21 protein-coding genes and 1 pseudogene are annotated in these 20,484 nt (G+C 55.9%); 11 read left to right on the forward strand and 11 right to left on the reverse strand.

The window, feature by feature from the left end; genetic code table 11:
- Positions 1–28: 28 nt before the first annotated feature.
- The 3 genes from GOV89_RS06940 to GOV89_RS06950 all read left to right on the forward strand — a co-directional run bounded on the left by GOV89_RS06940 (position 29) and on the right by GOV89_RS06950 (position 2,746).
- On the forward strand, positions 29–799 hold the full coding sequence (locus GOV89_RS06940; RefSeq protein WP_171237878.1) for a hypothetical protein: 771 nt from the start codon (positions 29–31) through the stop codon (positions 797–799).
- The gene (locus GOV89_RS06945; RefSeq protein ID WP_171237879.1) at positions 783–1,319 is read left to right on the forward strand and encodes a hypothetical protein; all 537 of its coding nucleotides are present in this window, start codon (positions 783–785) and stop codon (positions 1,317–1,319) included. The genes GOV89_RS06940 and GOV89_RS06945 overlap by 17 nt, the downstream gene beginning before the upstream one ends.
- Positions 1,320–1,840: 521 nt before the next feature.
- Positions 1,841–2,746 (forward strand): sterol desaturase family protein, encoded by a 906-nt coding sequence (locus GOV89_RS06950; RefSeq protein ID WP_171237880.1) that lies wholly within the window; start codon positions 1,841–1,843, stop codon positions 2,744–2,746.
- A 383-nt stretch (positions 2,747–3,129) separates the two neighbouring features.
- On the opposite strand, the gene GOV89_RS23050 is transcribed toward GOV89_RS06950, so the two are convergent.
- From GOV89_RS23050 to GOV89_RS06970, 5 genes and pseudogenes are all read right to left on the reverse strand, one after another.
- The gene (locus GOV89_RS23050; protein ID WP_371810623.1) at positions 3,130–3,438 is read right to left on the reverse strand and encodes a hypothetical protein; all 309 of its coding nucleotides are present in this window, start codon (positions 3,436–3,438) and stop codon (positions 3,130–3,132) included.
- Between the two features lie 75 nt (positions 3,439–3,513).
- Positions 3,514–3,693, reverse strand: a pseudogene (locus GOV89_RS23055) (Arm DNA-binding domain-containing protein); the annotation flags it as partial.
- Positions 3,694–4,271: 578 nt separating this feature from the next.
- Entirely contained in the window at positions 4,272–5,765 is a 1,494-nt protein-coding gene (locus GOV89_RS06960; RefSeq protein WP_171178802.1) for a heme biosynthesis protein HemY, read from the reverse strand.
- 10 nt (positions 5,766–5,775) lie between these two features.
- Complete coding sequence (locus tag GOV89_RS06965; RefSeq protein WP_171178801.1) at positions 5,776–6,990, reverse strand: hypothetical protein; 1,215 nt, start codon at positions 6,988–6,990, stop codon at positions 5,776–5,778.
- A 54-nt stretch (positions 6,991–7,044) separates the two neighbouring features.
- Positions 7,045–7,758 carry a uroporphyrinogen-III synthase gene (locus GOV89_RS06970; protein WP_171178799.1) on the reverse strand — a complete coding sequence of 238 codons (714 nt, stop codon included), beginning with the start codon at positions 7,756–7,758 and terminating at the stop codon, positions 7,045–7,047.
- 99 nt (positions 7,759–7,857) lie between these two features.
- Here GOV89_RS06970 and tsaD point away from each other — a divergent pair, with 99 nt between their 5' ends.
- The 5 genes from tsaD to GOV89_RS06995 all read left to right on the forward strand — a co-directional run bounded on the left by tsaD (position 7,858) and on the right by GOV89_RS06995 (position 11,943).
- Positions 7,858–8,955, forward strand: a complete 1,098-nt coding sequence (gene tsaD / locus GOV89_RS06975; protein ID WP_171178797.1) for a tRNA (adenosine(37)-N6)-threonylcarbamoyltransferase complex transferase subunit TsaD — start codon at positions 7,858–7,860, stop codon at positions 8,953–8,955.
- Positions 8,952–9,914 carry an NAD(P)H-dependent glycerol-3-phosphate dehydrogenase gene (locus tag GOV89_RS06980; RefSeq protein WP_171178795.1) on the forward strand — a complete coding sequence of 321 codons (963 nt, stop codon included), beginning with the start codon at positions 8,952–8,954 and terminating at the stop codon, positions 9,912–9,914. Before tsaD ends, GOV89_RS06980 begins: the two co-directional genes overlap by 4 nt.
- Before the next feature lies 1 nt (position 9,915).
- Entirely contained in the window at positions 9,916–10,185 is a 270-nt protein-coding gene (locus tag GOV89_RS06985) for a YciI family protein (protein ID WP_171178793.1), read from the forward strand.
- The gene (locus tag GOV89_RS06990) at positions 10,185–10,607 is read left to right on the forward strand and encodes an EVE domain-containing protein (protein ID WP_171237953.1); all 423 of its coding nucleotides are present in this window, start codon (positions 10,185–10,187) and stop codon (positions 10,605–10,607) included. The genes GOV89_RS06985 and GOV89_RS06990 overlap by 1 nt, the downstream gene beginning before the upstream one ends.
- 160 nt (positions 10,608–10,767) lie before the next feature.
- Positions 10,768–11,943 (forward strand): hypothetical protein, encoded by a 1,176-nt coding sequence (locus tag GOV89_RS06995; protein WP_171178782.1) that lies wholly within the window; start codon positions 10,768–10,770, stop codon positions 11,941–11,943.
- A 218-nt stretch (positions 11,944–12,161) separates the two neighbouring features.
- Here the strand turns inward: GOV89_RS06995 and GOV89_RS07000 are convergent, their stop codons facing one another.
- From GOV89_RS07000 to GOV89_RS07015, 4 genes are all read right to left on the reverse strand, one after another.
- Positions 12,162–12,503 (reverse strand): DUF2853 family protein, encoded by a 342-nt coding sequence (locus GOV89_RS07000; protein ID WP_171178779.1) that lies wholly within the window; start codon positions 12,501–12,503, stop codon positions 12,162–12,164.
- 140 nt (positions 12,504–12,643) lie between these two features.
- Positions 12,644–13,393, reverse strand: coding sequence for an extensin family protein (locus GOV89_RS07005; RefSeq protein WP_171237881.1), 750 nt, complete (start codon positions 13,391–13,393; stop codon positions 12,644–12,646).
- Positions 13,394–13,406: 13 nt separating this feature from the next.
- Positions 13,407–14,795, reverse strand: coding sequence for an adenosylhomocysteinase (gene ahcY / locus GOV89_RS07010; protein WP_171178776.1), 1,389 nt, complete (start codon positions 14,793–14,795; stop codon positions 13,407–13,409).
- 102 nt (positions 14,796–14,897) lie between these two features.
- A complete protein-coding gene (locus GOV89_RS07015; protein WP_171178774.1) occupies positions 14,898–15,212 on the reverse strand; it encodes a hypothetical protein in 315 nt (104 codons plus the stop codon).
- A 205-nt stretch (positions 15,213–15,417) separates the two neighbouring features.
- Here GOV89_RS07015 and GOV89_RS07020 point away from each other — a divergent pair, with 205 nt between their 5' ends.
- Positions 15,418–16,011 carry an HD domain-containing protein gene (locus GOV89_RS07020; RefSeq protein ID WP_171237882.1) on the forward strand — a complete coding sequence of 198 codons (594 nt, stop codon included), beginning with the start codon at positions 15,418–15,420 and terminating at the stop codon, positions 16,009–16,011.
- A 120-nt stretch (positions 16,012–16,131) separates the two neighbouring features.
- Here the strand turns inward: GOV89_RS07020 and GOV89_RS07025 are convergent, their stop codons facing one another.
- Positions 16,132–16,686, reverse strand: a complete 555-nt coding sequence (locus GOV89_RS07025; protein WP_050604676.1) for an ActR/PrrA/RegA family redox response regulator transcription factor — start codon at positions 16,684–16,686, stop codon at positions 16,132–16,134.
- 80 nt (positions 16,687–16,766) lie between these two features.
- A complete protein-coding gene (locus GOV89_RS07030) occupies positions 16,767–17,393 on the reverse strand; it encodes an SCO family protein (RefSeq protein WP_171178769.1) in 627 nt (208 codons plus the stop codon).
- Positions 17,394–17,483: 90 nt separating this feature from the next.
- Between GOV89_RS07030 and regB the strand changes: the two genes are divergently transcribed.
- Both regB and GOV89_RS07040 read left to right on the forward strand, forming a co-directional pair.
- Positions 17,484–18,881, forward strand: coding sequence for a sensor histidine kinase RegB (gene regB / locus GOV89_RS07035; protein WP_171178767.1), 1,398 nt, complete (start codon positions 17,484–17,486; stop codon positions 18,879–18,881).
- 66 nt (positions 18,882–18,947) lie between these two features.
- On the forward strand, positions 18,948–20,453 hold the full coding sequence (locus GOV89_RS07040; RefSeq protein ID WP_171237883.1) for a PAS-domain containing protein: 1,506 nt from the start codon (positions 18,948–18,950) through the stop codon (positions 20,451–20,453).
- Positions 20,454–20,484 lie beyond the last annotated feature (31 nt).

Below are 20,484 nucleotides of genomic sequence, written 5' to 3' on the forward strand. Positions count from 1 at the left end.
TCGATTCTTAATACCAGGGAGAGAGAAAATGAGTTTCAAGCTGATTCCCATTGGAACGCTACTGATGGCTATGGCGACCACAGCATCAGCAGAATGGTCGTTCAGTTCCGGGCCTAATCCCAATGCATTTATTCAGACTGGAAACATGACATTGGAACTTCAGTGTGACCGTATCCGCTTTGCTCCGGCTGGATATGAGGACAGCCAGGACATTGTGGAGAAGCAGGGGTTTTCCATTCGTTTTTTGAAGAACGGCACCACCGAAGTTGGGGCATTTCAGGTTGGCGCAGAAAACGCTGCCGTGCAGATCGTCGACAACTATCCCGTCGAGGTCAGTTTCAATAGTCAAGAGGACTATGGTTTTGTACAGGACCAGCTTGCAGCCAATGCATCCGTTAATCTGTCCATGATTGATCAAGATGTTAGCTACGGAATCTTTGACTTGAAAGGTTCCAGCGCGGCAATTCAGTCCCTTCGTTCCGCCTGCGATTCAGATGCTAGCCAGGGGGCCTCCTACGAACCCCCCGAAGGCATCGTCTATTGTGGTGGCGGAGCGGTGGAGCGAGTCATCGAACCTGTAATTTTGGACAATCCGGAAGGAGAGTGGGACGCGCGAGTAACGGTCAACGGCGAGTCGATCAGAGCCATGACAGCCTACAGCTTTTTCGGAAACTCTGAGCCGCCGACCGGATTTGTTGTCGCCCTGCTTGGGGAAGACAGGTCCGAGTTTCTAATTTTTAGCGAAGGTTCGGCAAACTGGCTGGAATACGGGGACTACAGGTATGATCAGTGCAATTGATGCCACCCTCCAACCGGCTTCCCAATTAGTGGGCCTGTTGAAAGGGTTGGTTTCCGGGATTGTGCTGGTTTCGAGCCCAGTATGGACCTCACCAGCTGTCGCGGCTGATGTTTCGCAACTTCCAACTGGTTTGCAGGCGAAGGTTGATCTGGCAGAACAAGCCTGCGCAGAGTTCAACGACGGTCAGTTTGACTTAGATTGGGGTGCGGTTGAGAGGGTCGATCTCGACGGAGACCTACAACGCGACTGGGTTCTGAATGAATCTGGTTTTGCGTGTTCAAGCGCCGCATCTCTTTATTGCGGAACTGGTGGATGCATGTCGCACTTCTTGATTGAAGAGGAAGTTCACTCCTTGCTCAATCGAGGCTGGACGGTCGTCGAATTCGGGCGTCAACGCATTGTCCTTGCAGATGTCCACGGAACTAATTGTGACGGAATAAACCCGACGCCTTGCGCAACAGCCAGTGTTTGGGATGCGGAAGCAAAGACGTGGCGCTCGTCTGCTGGTGATTGGGAGTAAACTGTAATTGGGCACCGCAGATAAGCCTGAGAGCCTGTATGTTCGGGTTCCTCAGTGGCATGCAAACCTGTTGGCAAACTTCCAAGCTTTTCTTTTATGAAATCAATGTCAGAAACGCAGCGTTATGAGCGTACCCACATCCGGTCTCGGAAATTGCAACGTCTTGTTACGAAGGTCCGCTTTGGGCTGCGAGCGGCCTGACGCGGTTGCAGCAACTGGGTAGCAGTATGAAGGCTGCAAAGGGCTCTTCTGAGACATCTGAGCGGTTCGGTCAGATGTCCGCAAAGCCGGGTTCAGCAGCCATTTGAGGAGGCCGGACCGCGTGATGAAGTCCGCTTTTGTGCCCGAACGACTGCTCCCGCAGGCAGCTGCCGTTCGGCACTTATGCCTCCGACGTCTCAGATGCGGACAAAGCCGACCTCAGTTGGTGTTGCTTGAATGTCTGCTTAGATAAAAGTGGGGTTGTTGCTTATAAGTGTTTGCTGGCCAATTGCGACGACCAACCTAGGAGCACACGTACCATGTCCGACGCAATCCTTGCCGCCGAGCCGACCATCCGCCTTGTCGCCTTTCTGGGCGTTCTTGCGGTCATGGCGCTGTGGGAGATTGGAGCACCGCGCAGAAGGAGGGAAATTCCGCGCGTTGTCCGGTGGACAAATAACCTAGCACTCGTGGTGCTCGACACCGCGATCCTGAGGTTGACCTTTCCGATCCTCGCAGTGGGTCTCGCGGTTTTGGCCGAGGAGCGCGGGTGGGGCCTCTTCAACAACATCGACGCCCCGGTCTGGCTTGCCATCGTCGTCTCGATGCTACTGCTCGATCTGGCGATCTACCTCCAGCACGTAATGTTCCACGCAGTGCCGGGGCTCTGGCGCCTGCACCGGATGCACCACGCCGATCTCGACTTCGACGCGACCACGGGACTGCGCTTCCATCCGGTGGAAATCCTCATTTCGATGGGGATAAAACTGGCCGTCGTTGCCGCTCTAGGTCCGCCTGCAATCGCCGTGCTCTTGTTCGAGGTGATCCTGAACGCGACGTCGCTTTTCAATCACGCCAACATCAATTTTCCCCGTCCAGTGGACCGCATCCTAAGATGGATCGTCGTCACCCCGGACATGCACCGCGTGCACCATTCCATTGATCCACGCGAAACCAACTCGAACTTCGGTTTCAACCTACCGTGGTGGGATCGGCTCCTGGGAACCTATGTTGCGCAGCCTGCGCAGGGACATAAGGAGATGGTGATCGGCATCGAGCAGTTTCGCACAAGCCGCGACCTCTGGCTCGACCGGATGCTGATACAACCGCTGCGGGGTCCGGCAAGCGGAGGTTCGCTCGACGCCCTAAGCCATCAGGAGCAATCTTCGCCCGTCTCATCTGAGCAAAACAAACTTGGCAAAGACCAAGGGGACCAACGGCGCTGAACCAGTGACCGCTATGCCGCGCTTGGAAGTCAGTCAGACTTTGCGCAGCATCCGTCACTCTGGGCTCGGAGCGGTCATCTGAGTGTTTCTGTCGGACGACAGCTTTGCCGCGCTGAGTGATCTTTGCCGTTGTCAATTCCATTCTATGCCACATCGTGATTCAATGTGGCAGAAGGATTGGCCATGTTGCATTTGCTTTGGCTCGACCAAGAGTATCTCAACCGCATTAGACACATGTTTCCGAAGTTACGCGGGGTTGAGCGTGTCGATGACCATCGCGCTCCTAACGGCATCATCCATGTCATTCGTAAAGGCCCACGATGTCCGGGTGCACTATTCAAGTATGGGTCGCATATGACCCACTGAATCGGTTTGTCTTGCGGTCACACTAAAGTGTCTTCAAAGACATCTGACATGTTAAGGTTTGCTAAGGTTTGTAAAGGTTTCTTGGCGCTGGCGTAGCTCAGACAGGCCTTCAGGCGCGTCAGAGCTTTCCGGGCGACATCCGTCTTGGTGTGCCATATCGGGCGGAGGGCGTCGGCGATAGCGGTGCCGGTGACATCCTCAACTGGCTTTCCACCCAAGGCGGGCAGGATGTGCGTTTTGATTGGGCTGTACCAACGCCCAGCTTTCCCATCGTCTTTCAACTGCGCTTTGCGGGCTTCGAAGGCTAAAGGCGCGATGTTCTTCAACAGTCTCTCTTCGCGGAGTGTGAGGTCGGTTGCAATCTGGTAAGCAACGGCTTGCGCTTTTTCTGCATTGCGAACTTCAATAGGGTTGCCGCCACGCTTGACGATCCCCCGGTAGGCGTCAGCCATTTCACGAGCCTGTGCTAAAGTCACGCCGGGATAACCGCCCAAACCCATCTCTTTGCGCTTTCCCGAGTAGGTGAAGCGAAACACCCATTGGTCCCCTGTGGTAAGTCGATAAAGGTACAGCCCCCCACCGTCACTGTGCTTGCCTTATCCGGCACTGCGGACCTTCGCCGCGCTCAACTTGTAGAGTGATCCGGCCATATCCCCTCACAGCAATCTGTATCCCCTGTTTTATCCCCTTTTTCTCCTGCGGTTTCAAGACGCACTTTGAGGCATAGTGATCGTTGAACCGGTTAACTTCATTGTTTATATTTCTAAAAAAATTCTACTAGAGGAATCTTGGTGCATTGTGATGTACATGTTCAATGCCTCTCCTGGGCACCAAATTCTTCCTAAAAACCTGAATTCAAACGTGGTTCTCGTACGGTTGTTCTGTGACTGCCGAACACTGCTTGAATCCTGCTTTCGGTTCGGAATCGGTGCCGATTGCAGATCAAAACGGTACTGCTAGCTGTGTGTCATCACGCTGAATTCCGGCAAGGGTGCGGATTTGATTGATACGGACCCATATTCTCTTGCAGTGCGCCTGGTCACCATTTCATTGGCAATCCCAGTCGCGGTAAGCCGGAAGCTTAAAAAACAACCAGCCTGCGCCTGACGACAACAAACAAGCCGATGTGACGCCACCACACCAATGGTCATTGATGCGCTCAGGCTTGTTTCTGCACTCCTGCCTCGTCCGCAGACTCAGCAGGCTCTGCCGTCACATCAACTGTGTCGGTTTCGTCCAATGGTTCCACCTCTTCAGGTTCGTCCGACTGATCCTCAAGCGCGCCGACAATGAGTGGCAGCATGTGGACACCGGTTGCGCTGGCGATCTCGGGGGTTTGCGGCGTTTGCCAGCTGAGCGTATCGAAGCTGCCGCAATTCTGGCAGACCGGGGCCCATTCGGGTTGGATGTCGTGACAATTGTCACAGACCCACTGAGGACCACGCGGTGCGTTGAGCGCCTTGGCCAACCAGCCTTGTACAACAGCGTCCGAAGCGCCCTCGCCCCGTTCGATCGCCGCCATCAGAGTGTACGCCCGCGCATCACCTTGTTTTTCAACCACATCCCCCAGCGCGCGGCGGGCTTCGGGGAAGTCTTCGGCCACGATGTTCAACTCGGCCAGAATCAGACGGGTCTCCATATTCTCGGGGTGAATACGCGTAAGTGCGGTAAAGCGCTTGATCCTTTGCGCGGGCGTCTCATCCGGTGCTATCTCGGCGAAAGCGTGGGCCAGGTCAGGATGCGGCTGCGCCTCCCAGGCTTTTTTCAGGATCTTGGTCGCGGGGCGGGGTTTACCTTTGGCAATATACGCACGAGCGGCCATCGCAGCCGCGGGCACCAGATCTGGCGACAGTCGATTGGCTTCGATTGCATGTTCCTGCTGTTCCAGGCTGGCGTCTTCGTCCAGAATGTCCTTGGCTTCAGACAAAGCCAAAACCGCATCACGGCGCTTGAACACATCGCGCGGCAGGTAACCGGCCTTTAATTTGGACGACAAGGTCGAGCGCGCACCGGCCCAGTCCTGCGCCTTGGTTTGAAGGTTCAGCAGAACATCTTGCGTTTCTGCATGGCGCGGTTTGATTGCCAACGCCTTTTCAGCCAGCTTGCGAGCGGTTTCGTCATCACCTTCGGCCAGTTTCTGCTTCATGATCCCGCGCACGCCGACAAATCGAGTCGCGTTATTGGTCACGAGTTTCTTGTAGGTGTCGGCCGCTTTCTTGGTGTCGCCCGTCATCTCGGCCGCTTGCGCCACCAATAGATTGGTCAATTCCGGCTTGTTGAGCAGCTTTTCGGCCTTGTTGGCCTTGGTCATGGCCGCACGCCCTTCACCTGAAGCCAAAGCCATCAATCCATCTGCCAGAGCCTGATACCCGCGCTGTTCACGGCTACGGTCGAAATACCGCGACAGGGCCGTTTCATCGCCATTCAAGAACTTCAGCGTCGCCACCAAAAGGCTAAGCAGTTTGAAGAACAGCCAGACCGCAAACACCAGCACGCCCAGCGCAATCACGGATTGCAGCGGCCCCAGTGTAAATTCCGTACCCGCGACGGTGATCTGCACCCCGCCACTGGTTTGCATCAGGAAGTGACCGCCCAGCGCCAGCAGGCCGATAATCGCAACAAAGACAAGGATCTTAAACAGTGACCACAGCATGGCAGGTCCTTCAGTTCGAGTTCAGGCTGGAAGCCAATGAGTTCGCCGCATCAACAGCAGCAACCCGTGTCTGGGCCGCCTGCTGCCAATCGGCCATCGCGGTCTGCGCCGCTTCGGGAAGTGATTTCAGTTCGCTTAACGCTTTGGGCAGGTCTCCATCCGCCAATGCGGCCTGCGCGCGCGACAGGACTGCGTCAGGCCCGTCGCCTTCCTGCGGCGTAACTGAACGTGCTCCTGTCTGCCGTTGTAGGAAAGCGATCAGACCCGTACCCTTATCCGCATCGCGCGCGTCTGCCAGTGCAGTTCGGGCAGCAGGGTCAAAAGTCGCCCGCAAGGATGACAAGGTTTCCACGCCTTCCTCAGCTGGCCCTGTCAAAGCATCCGGTACATCCACACCGCCCGACTTCAGTTCAGCAACCAGTTCGGAATAAGGTTGTCCTGCATCCAGCTGCCCGCGCAGACGAGACAGAACCGCGGCGTTCGTCGCAGCTTGTGCGTCGGCGGATGCTTTCGCCTCAAGCGCCTGCGCATCCGACACCATTTTTTCAACCTCGGCCCGTTGCGCCGCCAGCGAATCCTGGAGCTTTTTCAGTTCAGCCTCAAAGGCGGCTGTGGCTTCAGGTGAGGTATTGGATTCGATTGGAGCTTTCTCAAGCGCTGTGATCCGATCCGCCAAAGGCGCGACCTGACCGGACAGCGCTTCAACCGAGGATTTGACCGCGCTCAGGTCACCTTCGACCGGGGTCAATTTATCCGACAGCGCTTTGATCTGATCCGTCAAACCAGACGTATCCGGGCCGTTTGTCAGCCCTTGTGACAGTTTGGCGATTTGATCCGACTGATCCGCAAGTTTCGATTCCATCGCCGCCAGCGCGTCAGAATTGTCAGCACCACCCGGCAGCAGCCCGCCATTGCCCAGCGCAAATCCGACCACGGCAGCAACGGCACCGCCCAGCAAAGCAGGCACAAAGCCACCGCGTTTTTCGACCACGCGCTCAACCGTCTTTTCCGCAACCGGAGCGATCTCCTCCGTCGGAGCTTCGGCTTCGGCTTCGGCTTCGGCTTCGGCTTCGGCTTCGGCTTCGGCTTCGGCTTCGGAAAGGTCTTCTGCTACAGGTTTATCGGGGTCAACAGGCGTACCTTCCTGTTGCAGCTCGGATTCAACAACGTCGTCTACCTTGGGGTCTTCCACCGGCTTTTCGTCGGATTTCTTCTTACCAGCCACCGCAATATTCCCCTTATCGAATCCAAATTCAGATGAATAACAGCCCAAGCTAAGTTAATCGGGGACCTCGTCTCTCTCAACCCGCAACACATGTTTTACAAGCTTTTTAACCGCCTTACGCATTTTCTTGGGTGTCGGCGCTTTGGCGATCTTCAGGTGCGTATAGTCCAAGGAATAAAGGGGATCAGCCGTCGCGCGGCTGATTGCGGCCAGCCAAAGCGGAGCCGAGCCCGACCAAATATCGGCAAAATGTCGCGCCGTTCGAGGCGAAAAAAGTGGGGCGATTATCGGCAAATCGTCGTTCGCGGCTTGGGTCGCCTCGGATGTTAGCGGCAACAGAATCTGTTGATAAACCGGCTGTTCGCGTACCGTCAGGCCGGATTCGGTGAGCCGCCCCGCGATGTTGCCTCGTGTATGTTCGCCACGCAAATGCAACAAAGGGCTTTGGGGTCGATGTTTCAACAGATGCCCCACAAGCTCTTCGGCTGTGGTGCCTGCCATCTCGGCCTGCCAGCCATAGCCCTTGGCTGTCCCGGTCGTCGCGGGGCCAACGCAATAGGCGGGCAAATCGCGGTCGACACCCATTGAAGCCGCCGCGTTCACCGCATTGGCCGAGGTAAAGATCACACCCTGCAAACCTACGGTATCAACCGCAGCGGGCAGTGGGCGAATTTCGAGAATCGGGGAATAGATGACCTGAACCCGGGACCTGGTGCGGGTCGGCAACTGCGCGACAAACCGTTTCGAGGCTGCGCGCGGGCGGGTCATCAACAAATACAACGTTTGGCGCCTTGGCCCTTGAGGATTGTTTGCATCCGCGCAGGGTGATACCCCGCCGTTGGTAACATGATGCAACGGATCAGGGTGATGGTGCAAACACTTACCGTGCTGGGATTGGAAAGCAGCTGTGATGACACGGCTGCTGCTGTTGTGCGCCAAACCGAAGGTGCGGATGCTGAAATCCTGTCATCGGTGGTGCATGGCCAAACCGAGTTGCACAGTGCTTATGGTGGTGTTGTGCCCGAAATCGCTGCGCGGGCACACGCGGAAAAGCTGGACATCTGCGTTAAACAAGCGCTAGAGGCCGCCGACCTTGGTCTGCGTGACATGGACGCCATCGCCGTCACTGCCGGCCCTGGCCTGATCGGTGGCGTCATGTCCGGCGTCATGTGTGCCAAGGGGCTGAGCGCCGCCACCGGCTTGCCCCTGATCGGCGTCAATCACCTTGCCGGGCACGCGCTGACACCGCGCCTGACAGACGGGATCAGCTTTCCCTACCTGATGCTTTTGGTCTCGGGCGGCCATTGCCAGTACCTGATCGCCCACGGGCCAGAACAGTTCACCCGTCTTGGCAGCACAATTGATGACGCACCCGGAGAAGCCTTTGACAAAACCGCGCGTTTGCTAGGCCTGCCGCAACCGGGCGGCCCGTCGGTCGAAGCTGAAGCCCACACAGGTGACCCGAAACGCTTTCGCTTTCCCCGGCCGCTGCTGGACAGGCCCGGCTGTGATCTCTCTTTCTCGGGTTTGAAAACGGCTTTGATGCGGATGCGCGACCAAATCGTCGCGGAAAAGGGTGGGTTGACCCGTCAGGACCGCGCGGATTTATGCGCCGGATTCCAACAGGCGATTGTGGACACCTTAGCCGAGAAAACCCGACGCGCGATGGACCAGTATCTGGCCCTCAACCCTTCCGAACCCGTCATCGCCGTTGCAGGGGGCGTGGCGGCAAATTCGGCCATTCGTACCGCGTTAGAGACTGTTTGCGCCGAAAAGGGTACGAGATTCACGGCCCCCCCGCTTCCGCTGTGTACGGACAACGCCGCCATGATCGCCTATGTGGGGCTCGAACGGTTTCGCGCCGGCTCACGCGACGGCCTAGACCTGACCGCACGTCCCCGGTGGCCACTGGATCAACGCAGCCCTGCAATGCTGGGCAGCGGTAGGAAAGGAGCCAAGGCATGAGCGTTTCTGTCCTGGGCTCTGGCGCATTCGGAACCGCGCTGGCGATCTCGCTGGCGGGCAACGGGCCGGTGACGTTGTGGGCGCGGGATGCGGAGCAGGCGCAACAAATGCAAATGTCGCGAAGAAACGAGACCCGCCTGCCCGGTGTAACCCTGCCGCCAAGCATTGCCGCTACGGCAGACATCAAGGAAGCTTGCACAGCAGATACGCTTCTTCTGGCTGTTCCAATGCAGAAACTGCGACAGGCTTTGACGTCTCATGCGCCCTTGCTGCAGGGCAAAACGCTGGTCGCCTGCTGCAAAGGGATTGAACTGTCCTCGGGCCTCGGTCCGATAGCCGTGATTGAAAGTGTTGTGCCGTCCGCCGACGTCGCACTGCTGACCGGGCCCAGCTTTGCAGACGACATCGCACGCGGCCTGCCAACAGCGCTGACACTGGCATGTGCAGATGCCCAGATCGGCAAATCGCTGCAAGCCGAGCTAACAACGACAAATCTTCGTCTTTATCGCACGACCGACACGGTTGGGGCCGAGCTGGGCGGGGCATTGAAGAATGTCATGGCCATCGCATGTGGCGCAACGATGGGTGCCGGGTTGGGTGACAGTGCGCGGGCGGCTTTGCTGACACGCGGATTTGTCGAAATGCAGCGTTTCGCCACAGCGCGCGGGGCGCGACCAGATACGCTGATGGGCCTGTCCGGGCTGGGTGATCTGGTGCTGACCTGCTCATCCGATCTGTCCCGAAATTATCGTTTTGGCCTTAGTTTGGGTCGAAATCAGCGCTTTGACAGCCAGACGACAGTCGAAGGTGTCGCGACTGCCTGCGCCTTGTCCGACATCGCAAGCAAAGAAGGCTTGGACATGCCCATCAGTACCACTGTGGCGGACCTGAGTCGCGGTGCTTACAGTGTACCTGAGGCCATTCAAACCCTACTCAATCGACCCCTTAAGGAGGAATAACATGCTGATCGCTCTCATCGCCAAAGACAAACCCGGTGCCCTGCAAACCCGGCTGGACAATCGCAGCGCGCATCTGGCGTATATCGAGGAAACAGGTGTTGTGGCGCAGGCTGGCCCTCTGCTGGATGGCGATGCCATGATCGGCTCACTGGTAATTCTGGATGTCAAAGATTTGGCTGCTGCACAAACATGGGCCGACAACGACCCTTACGCCAAAGCAGGGTTGTTCCAATCCGTTGACCTGATTCCATGGAAAAAAGTGATTGGCTGATGGCATATTGGCTGTTCAAGTCCGAACCCTCAACCTGGAGCTGGGACCAACAAGTCGCCAAGGGGGACGCAGGCGAAGAGTGGGATGGCGTGCGCAACTATCAGGCGCGCAATTTTATGCGGCAGATGGCCATCGGAGATTGGGGGTTCTTCTACCATTCGCAAAAGGACAAATCGGTGGTGGGAATCGTCGAGGTTTGCGCTGAGGCGCATGCCGACAGCACCACTGACGATGAACGGTGGGAATGCGTGGATATCAAGGCAGTTCGGCCCTTTGCCAAACCGGTGACGCTGGACCAGATCAAGGCGGACGAACGTCTGGCTGAAATGGTGCTGGTCAAGAACTCGCGCTTGTCGGTGCAGCCGGTGACTGAATACGAATGGAAGGTGATTTGCGCACTGGGCGATACGCAGCCTGATTGACGTGTAAACCTGTGTCTGGCGTAAAACTTCTCAAGCGCTCGACAAAATGCTATGTTTCTCTGGGCTTCGCCGGGTGGGGGCTTGCCATCTGCGGTTTTTACAACCGCAGACGCTTGGTGGTGTTCGAATAAAATTCGGTCTTTCTTGAAAGTGTGACCCCATGTCTGACGTTAAAGGCGGCAGTGGGATTCTCGAAGACGCCGTCGCTGCGAAGAACACAAAAACCTGGGAAGCGCGCCTGAAAGAGGCGCGCGAAAAGCGTGCAAACGCGCTGGCTGATGGAAAGGTCGAAGCGCGCGAACCACCGCGCTTGAAACCAACTGAGACAGACCTGCTACCGCCAACAGATGACACTGAGATCGACGAGATCGTGTCCGAACGGGTACGCTCACTCCACCTGAACGAACCTGTCAGCAAACCGCCTTCGAAAAGCCGAATCCCTATAATTTTGGCGGCTCTGTTTTGTGGGGCTTTGCTGCATTGGGCCGGAACAAAGGTGATTGAAACACGACAGTCCACGCCAGAAAACTCTGTTGTGCAATCGAATGATCCTATCGACGAACCTGCATTGGACGAAACACTTTCGCCTACATCTGCAGCGATCGAGCAAATTCCTGAGGATCCGGCTGCGCCCGTGCTTGAGGAAGAAATCCAAGCTCCGATTCTTGAGAAAAAGCCAGTTACCCCTTCCATTGATATTGATGAAACACCACCGCAAGAAACCGAAGCATCACTTGCCCCGCCGATTGTGTTTCTTCCCTCCTTACTTGAACCTGTTTTGGAGGCTCCGGAAACGCTTGCCAAACCAGTATCATTTTCAGTTCCCGTTGCGCCGCAAAATCCCGCTTCCAGCCTGCTGAACAAGCGTAGTTCTTTACAGCCGACACAGGCAGTCTTCGACCCATTGCCCAAAGAGATCACGCAATCAGCGACTCCGAATTACTCTGAGGTAAAACCACTTCAACCCTCTAAACCTTCGATCGACCTTGAAGTGTCACTGTTCGTTCCGGCACGGGTATCACAAGACACCAGCGACCGGGCATTCGAACTTTTGAACGAAAGCCAAGCGAATGTGGTTGCGACCGCGCGTGTAGGCTATCGGATCAGAGAAACTCAGGTGCGGTATTATCACCCTGCAGACGCTGAAAACGCCGACCTTGCTGCCAAGGCTTTGGGTGGTATTGCGCGGGACTTCACAGGTTCTGGCAGCAAAACACGCCCTGGGCGCATTGAGGTCTATCTTGCTGGCGCAGGCGGAGGTGCAAACCGCACTTCAGACAATCAACCCAACAGTTTCGACAACTTTATAGAACGCATTCTGAATGAGCTTAGATAACAAATAAGGGAAGGTTCTGACCATGCAGAACCTTCCCTACCCCCGCGTGCTCCCTACTCACCACACGCGTATGGAAATGTCTGGTTCTGACCGTCCTGGTCACGGTTTAAACTTAACCCAACCATGACCATGGTTTCAAATACCAAGTCCCTAAACTTCAATTCAAAAACAAAACGCCCGTCATTAGTCGACGGGCGCAGAATGACTTTGCGCGATGATCAGCTGTAAACAGACTCTTTACGGAAATGCTTGGTCAGCATGTAATAGACCACAGCGCGGTATTTGTTACGCTCGGACATGCCATAGGTTTCCATGGCTTTATTGATCCCTTCCATCAATTCAGGCCCATCGGCCAGACCCAGCTTTTTGATCAGGAAGTTGTTCTTGACGGTTTCCAGTTCGGACTCTTGGCTGGCTGCAACAGTTGCCGCATCTGCGTCATAGATCGCCGGACCACAACCGATCGTAACCTTGGTTAAAAGGTCCATATCGGGATCCATCCCACATTTGTCCTTCAGGTCTTCTGCGTATTTGGCGATCAATTCGTCGCGCTTGCCCATATCCCAATCTCCTTAATGCGTTAATTCGGCCCTTATCACCGATGGCCGGAAGACTAGCCGCGCCCGTGTGTATTCCAAAAGGAAAAAAATTCGCGATTTCTCCCCCTTGGTCAAATTTGGGATGAAGGCTTCTAAACAATCTAACGACAGTATCCCCAACCCGGTCCTTGCAAGTGAAAGTGATCGGCATGCAAACGATTGAAATCAGGGCCAAGAACTACGCGGAACCAATCGCAGGCGCCACGCCAGATTTGTCTCAGAAACGCTGCCTCTGGTTCATTACGTTGCCAGTCAGCCAGTAAGGTCAGCGTCCGACCATCGGCAGTATCCAGCCCGATAACATCAATCGAGTCTGCGCGCGCGTGGCTGCTCCACCCGCTGTTTTCGCCCTGCGCTGTGCGCATAGGACGGCAATTGTAACTGCCGATGTCGCGCAATCGGGTAATTTCGGTCCCAAGTAGATCCTGCGCGGCGGGTTGCACAACGTGGTTTTCCCACATGGCCAGACGCAACGTGGTGGTGCAACTCGTTTCCACAGGCTCCATCCGAGCCGTCACCAGTTGCGACAGCAAACCCCGACCGCTGATGCCGCAATTCTGATCGACAATCAGGTCCTGCATTGCTGGGAATTGCACACCTGCCTCTGCCAAAGCAGCCCTGCACTGCGCCTCATTTGCCAGCGCGCGGTTCAACTGCCATTTTGTGACCGGCGTCACCGGCGCGCTGATTTTCAGATCGCGCAACGGATTCCAATAAGAAGGAACCGGCGTATTGGGATGCGCCAGCAGCCACCATCCCCCACCGCCCAGCAGGATCACTACGACCGCCAGCCTGAAAAAGAAAGACGCCGCCGAGTACAAAAACCGGCGGCGTCTAGAAGTCTGCGTCATCGTCAGACAGCACTTAGTAGCGGTAGTGTTCCGGCTTGTAGGGACCTTCCGGCTTCACGCCGATATAGGCGGCCTGATCGGCGTCCATCTGGGTCAGCTTCACGCCGATGCGGTCGAGGTGCAGGCGAGCCACTTTCTCATCCAGATGCTTGGGCAGGATGTAGACCTCGTTTTGGTACTGGTCGCCTTTGGTGAACAGCTCGATCTGCGCCAGAACCTGGTTGGTGAAGGATGCCGACATCACGAACGAGGGGTGCCCGGTGGCGTTGCCGAGGTTCAGCAGACGGCCTTCGGACAGCAGGATGATGCGGTTGCCCGAGGGCATCTCGATCATGTCCACCTGTTCCTTGATGTTGGTCCATTTGTGGTTCTTCAGGCTGGCGACCTGGATTTCGTTGTCGAAGTGACCAATGTTGCCAACGATGGCCATGTCCTTCATCGCGCGCATATGCTCGATACGGATAACGTCCTTGTTGCCAGTAGTTGTGATAAAGATATCCGCCGACGCGACTTCATCTTCCAACAGGGTGACTTCGAAACCGTCCATCGCCGCTTGCAAGGCGCAGATCGGGTCAACTTCGGTCACTTTCACGCGGGCACCGGCGCCGCGCAGCGAAGCGGCCGAGCCTTTGCCCACGTCGCCATAGCCACAAACCACGGCAACCTTACCGGCCATCATGGTGTCGGTGGCGCGGCGAATGCCATCGACCAGCGATTCCTTACAGCCGTATTTGTTGTCAAATTTCGACTTGGTGACCGAGTCGTTCACGTTGATCGCCGGGAACGGCAGGTGGCCGTCTTTCACCAGCTGATACAGGCGGTTCACACCAGTCGTGGTTTCCTCGGACACACCCTGAATTTGGTCGCGCATCTTGGTGAACCAACCCGGCGATGCTTCCATGCGCTTAGCGATCTGCTTCTTGATCACTTCTTCCTCTTCAGAGCCCGGGACCGGGATAATGTCCTCACCCGCTTCGGCGCGAGCGCCCAGCAGGATATACAGTGTCGCGTCGCCGCCATCGTCCAGGATCATGTTCGGGCCGTCTTCGAACAGGAAGGACTTGTCCAGATAATCCCAATGCTCTTCCAGCGTCTGACCCTTGATAGCGAAGACCGGAACACCGGCTTCGGCAATCGCTGCCGCTGCGTGGTCCTGGGTTGAGAAAATATTGCATGACGCCCAACGCACATCCGCACCCAGCGCGACCAGTGTTTCGATCAGTACACCCGTCTGGATGGTCATGTGCAGCGATCCAACGATGCGCGCACCTTTGAGCGGCTTGCTTTCACCGTATTCCGCGCGCAGGGACATCAGGCCCGGCATTTCGGTTTCGGCAATGTCCAATTCCTTACGGCCGAACCCGGCCAGTGAAATGTCCTTAACGATATAGTCCCCGGCCATCAGGCGCTCCATTTTCCGGTTAATCTTAGTCCCGGCTGCCCTAGCATTCCTTGGGGCAGGAGGCAATGTAGACGACTTCCAACCAAAAGATGTAAGTCTTTGTCAGCTTGGGATTCCTTCAATTTTTATCTTTGGTATCGCTTCAAAAAAATCAGTGCCAACGGCAACAATGCAACTGATTCCATTCGCATTGGTGACCAAAACGGTATAGCTACCAGTTTCCTTAGAGGTCCAAACCTCCATTACCGAATGCGCCCCGCGTGTCTTTTGCAGACCACCAAAGGCCAATTCCTCGGCGTAGTTTTCCTGCAATTTGGCGATAATATCGTCGCGCTCAGCGCAATTCTTGGCAAAGGCCGGTGGGGCTGTGGCAGCCATTCCAAAAGTCAGTGCAAGGGCGAACAAACGCTTGAACATGGCAAACTCCTTTCGTTTCGCGTTTCGCTTGTGAGAGGAGCACACCGGGAGAAGCGTGTGCCCCCCTCGGTTTTTATGTCGGGATCGGATGATGTTGTTTCAAAGCACGAATGCTCAAGAAAACGTTGGCAGCAGGTGATCCTGACAGGTAAATCATACCACAAAATACGATTTTTATGTGTCCGACTTCACAAGGCATGGCAAAATGGCAACACAACCCCGAGCATGGCAGAGGATGCTGTCAGGCCGCAGGCTGGACCTTTTGGACCCAACCCCGGTAGATATCGAGATCGAAGATATTGCGCATGGATTGGCCTTTGTCGCCCGTTGGAACGGCCAGACGAACGGCGACTTTGCCTATTCCGTGGCCGAACATTCCCTGCTGGTCGAAGAAATTTTTGGCCGGATTGCCCCAAATGCACCGGTAAAATGGCGGCTGGCGGCGCTGTTACATGACGCACCGGAATATGTGATCGGCGACATGATCTCACCCGTCAAATCCGCTGTTGGCCCCGACTATGGCGCGCTGGATGATCGGTTGGCGACCGCCATTCATATCCGGTTCGGTCTGCCCGCCGAGGTGCCGAAGACCGTAAAACGTCAAATCAAGAAGGCCGACAAGATCAGCGCCTGGATGGAGGCAACCCAGATCGCGGGTTTTTCCGAGGCTGAGGCAACGAAGTTCTTTGGCCGTCCGGATCGGGCGGTGATGGAGGGGTTGCAGATTACGCTGAGACCTCCGATTGAGGTGCGGCAAGCCTACACGGCGCGGCATGAAGATCTGCTTGCGCAGCTATAATCAGCAATCCGAACGACGAAAAGTAATGGTGCAGGCAGTTTAATGCCAGTCAAATTAGCCGTGGCTGGACTGTCTTTCTTTTAGTTTGGGTCGCGATCTTTGTCGCAATACCAGAATATCTTACCGCGGGCTGCGTTTCGCCAAAATCCGCTGCAAAGTCCGGCGGTGCATGTTCAACCGCCGAGCGGTTTCAGAGACATTCCGGTCGCACAACTCGTAGACCCGCTGGATATGTTCCCACCGCACGCGATCGGCGCTCATGGGGTTTTCAGGGGGCGGAGGCAGTTCGTCGCCCTTGGCCAGCAGCGCGTTTGTGATGTCAGTCGCGTCGGCAGGTTTTGAAAGGTAGTCCGTCGCGCCGATTTTCACAGCGGCCACGGCGGTGGCGATGGCGCCATACCCGGTCAGGACCACAACCCGGCTATCGGGGCGCTTTTCGCGCAGCACTTCGACCACATCCAGCCCGTTGCCATCCTCGAGCCGAAGATCAACAACGGCATAAGCCGGAGGACGCGCGGTTGAAATCGCGCGTCCTGCTGCAACGGAACCCGCGGTTTCGACCTCAAAGCCACGCTTTTCCATGGCCTTGGCCAAACGTCTCAGAAACGGCTCGTCATCATCTACCAGAAGCAGGGATTTGTCAGGGCCGATATCAAGCTGAGAACTGTCTGCCATATTTGGGTCTTTCTGCTATTTCATGCCTTTGGCTTGGGTATGAGTAATAGCAGCGCGCGAACAAAGGTCAAACAACCTTGTTACGATGCGGCCTGATCCAGAAAGCACCCAACTTTGTCCGCCATCTGCTCGGCCGTGTCATCGCGCTTGAAAAACTCAAGAAAACCATGTTCGGGCGTGACCAGATAGGTAAAAGTGGAGTGATCGACAAGATAATACTCGTCGCTTTTGTCATGCGCCTTGTAATAGGTCTTGTAGGCCTTGCTGGCCGCCTTCACTTGCTCGGGCGAGCCGGTAAGCGCGATGGTCTTGCCGCCCAGATTAAAGGCATAGTCATCCACAACCTCTGGCGTGTCGCGTTCGGGGTCGATTGAAATGAACAGCGGCGTTGCGGAATAACCCCGTTCGGCCAGAATATCCACGGCCTCTGCATTGCGCGACATGTCGAAGGGGCAGACATCCGGGCAGAACGTATAGCCAAAATAAACCAGCGTAGGTTCGGTGATCACATCTGCGTCAGTGACAGTCTCACCCTTGCCATTAACCAGCTCAAAGGGCCCGCCGATGGCCGCCGCGCCTCCGGCGATCTGACTGGACCGGCATTGCGCGAACTGGTCATCAGAACCGCTACCACGCGTCAGAAGCCACATGGCCCCAAGGCCAATTGCCAACACAACAGCTGCAAGAATTGCGTATAGACGGGTCATTTCAGTTTTCCGGTCGCAAGGGGTTGTTGAACGTTTCGGCCGGGACACCTATCAAGATGATCAGCCTATGCAACAGGACATAAGGAACCAATGGCAGAATCCAACCAGACCTTTTGGCGCGGCCAGGAACGCAGCAGCTGGATTCGCCTGCGCACCCTTATCCTGTTGCGATGGGTGGCCATCATTGGCCAGTTCACAGCCATCACCGTTGCCCAGCAATATTATGATGTGCAACTGCAACTGGGCCTGTGTTATCTGGCCATTGGCATTTCCGTCATGGGCAACCTGACAGCCATCCTGTTGTTCCCACAAAACAAGCGCCTGACCGAGTTCGAAAACTTCTTAATGGTTCTTTTCGACCTGCTGCAACTGTCGATATTGCTGTATCTGACGGGGGGGTTGAACAACCCGTTTGCACTGCTTCTGTTAGGGCCGGTTACAATTTCCGCCAATGTTATGAGCACCCGATCGACCCTGATCGTTGGGGCCGTGGCGATTGTTCTGACAACCCTGCTGGCCGAGTTCCACCTGCCTCTACGCACCAGTCTGGGACTTGTTCTGGATATCCCAGATATTCTGCTGTTCGGAAACTGGGCCGCGATTGTCATCGCTATTGTGTTTATCGGCGCCTATTCCCACCGCGTCAGCTCGGAAGTTCAATCCATGTCCGAGGCATTGGCCGCAACGCATATGGCATTGGCGCGCGAACAGAAGCTGACCGATCTGGGTGGCGTTGTTGCGGCTGCCGCGCATGAGCTGGGGACACCTCTGGCAACAATCAAACTGACCAGCGCGGAACTGATCGAAGAACTGGACGATCACCCGGACTTGAAGGAAGACGCCGCATTGATCCGCGAGCAGGCCGATCGGTGCCGCGATATTCTGCGGGATATGGGCCGAGCCGGCAAAGACGACCTTCATTTGCGACAGGCGCCACTGTCAACCGTGGTGAACGAGGCGGCCGAGCCACATGTGGGGCGCGGAAAAGAGGTTCATTTCTCGGAAGGGCCGGCGTTGGACGGCGATGTGCAGCAGCCGTCAATCCTGCGAAAACCCGAAATCATTCACGGGTTGCGCAACCTGATCCAGAATGCAGTGGATTTTGCCCGAGCCAATGTCTGGGTCGAGGCCGAGTGGACCGACACAGTGATCACAGTCAGCATCATGGACGACGGTCGAGGGTATCCGTCACACATGATCGGACGCATCGGTGATCCTTTTATGCGGCGCAGGCGCGCTGACGCCGACAAGAAAGCCCGGCCTGAATACGAAGGCATGGGCCTTGGCCTGTTCATCGCCAAAACCTTATTGGAGCGCAGCGGTGCCGAGTTGGAATTCGCCAACGGCGCGGATCCTTATCAAAACCTGACTGACGACCCGGCGCGCAAGGGGGCTATTGTCAAAGTGTCGTGGCCCCGCAAACTGATCGACGCGCAAAAAGGTGACACACCCGTCCCTTCGGGTTTGAACGAACGTATCCAGGTGTAAGTTAAGAGACCGTTAACCAAACACACCCATAGTCAGACCGGGTTGGAATCTGCTTTGGGGATAATGATGGCCGATTGGATCATTCTGGGCGCAATCAGCATCGTCTCGGGCTGTTTTGCCGTTCTGTGGCTTGTGCCGCGCCGGGCGTACAGGGATCAGTCGTATGGGCTGTTTTCGACTACCTCTCTGTTCGATGCGGTGTTTCTGTTCGACGGAGAACGGCTGATCAGCCATTCCGACATTGCGCTTGCGGGTTTCGAACACGTGAGAAACTGGCCAGATTTGCGCCGATTGCTGCAAAGGGATTTCCCGACTTTTCCGGAATCTCCGGATACCGTGCGCGACAGTGGGTATGTTGTGGTCTCTCCAATCGACTGCACGTTTGAACGTGATGTTCTGTGCGAGTGGATTGACGGAATTGTCCGCGTTCGGCTACGTGAATCTACCGAGAAAAAGCCCGAAGTGTCAGGTGCTCTGAACAACCCGACCCGGCTGGCCATGGATCAAGCCCCATACCCTGTGTGGCTGTTGGATCAAAACAATCGGGTGCAATGGTGCAACGCCGCCTATGTTTCGCTTGTCCGAAAAACGCGAGATCAGGACACCGATCTGACCGTCCCCCTGTTTCCCTCTGCCCCCGAAGAACGATCCGTCGGAAGAACCAGAGTTTCGGTCGGTGTTTCAGGCAGCAGCAACAAGCTTTGGTTCGACCTGACCCAGATTGAGCAGGAGCCCGGCCACCTTTGTTATGCCGTAGACATTAACGCAATAGTCGAAGCGGAAACCGCACAGCGTAAATTCGTTCAGACCATGACCAAGACCTTTGCTCAACTTTCGATCGGTTTGGCCATCTTTGATCGCAATCGGCAGCTTGCACTTTTTAATCCCGCTTTGATCGACCTGACCACTCTTCCACCCGATTTCCTGAGCTGCCGTCCTAGCTTAAGCAGCTTTTTTGACCGCCTGCGGGATCAACATATGATGCCGGAACCCAAAAACTATCGCAGTTGGCGGCGACAGATGAATGATCTTCTCGAAGCGGCAGAAGACGGAAACTATCACGAGACATGGTCACTTCCATCGGGATCGGTTTATTCCGTCAGCGGTCGACCCCACCCGGATGGAGCAGTGGCGTTTTTGTTCGAGGATATTACCGCCGAAATCACCCTGACGCGCCGCTTTCGGTCTGAAATGGATCTTATGCAATCCATTTTCGACAAGCTTGCAGATGCAATTGCCGTTTTTGCCGACGACGGTACCCTCGCTTTTACAAATTATGCTTATCAAAGGCTTTGGGGTGGCACGGAAGAGACCGGGTTTCAGACGGACACAGCCACAGACGCAATGCGGCGCTGGCAGGATCAGTGTTACGCGACCCCGATCTTGGGTGAAATCCGGGATTTTGTCGAAACACGCGACGACCGGGCTGAATGGTCAGCTGACATTCAATTAAAATCCGGCATCCTTGTGGAATGCACAATCATTCCGGTTCACAATGGCGCGACAATCGTGCGGTTTTCGGCTACTAAAACCCCGGCAAAAATCCCTCTGATCGAGCAGATCAGCGCCTGAACCGGGTTGCAGCCTGTCGGGCGCAAGGTCA

It is taken from the genome of Ruegeria sp. HKCCA5763, assembly GCF_013034545.1.
GTDB lineage: Bacteria > Pseudomonadota > Alphaproteobacteria > Rhodobacterales > Rhodobacteraceae > Ruegeria.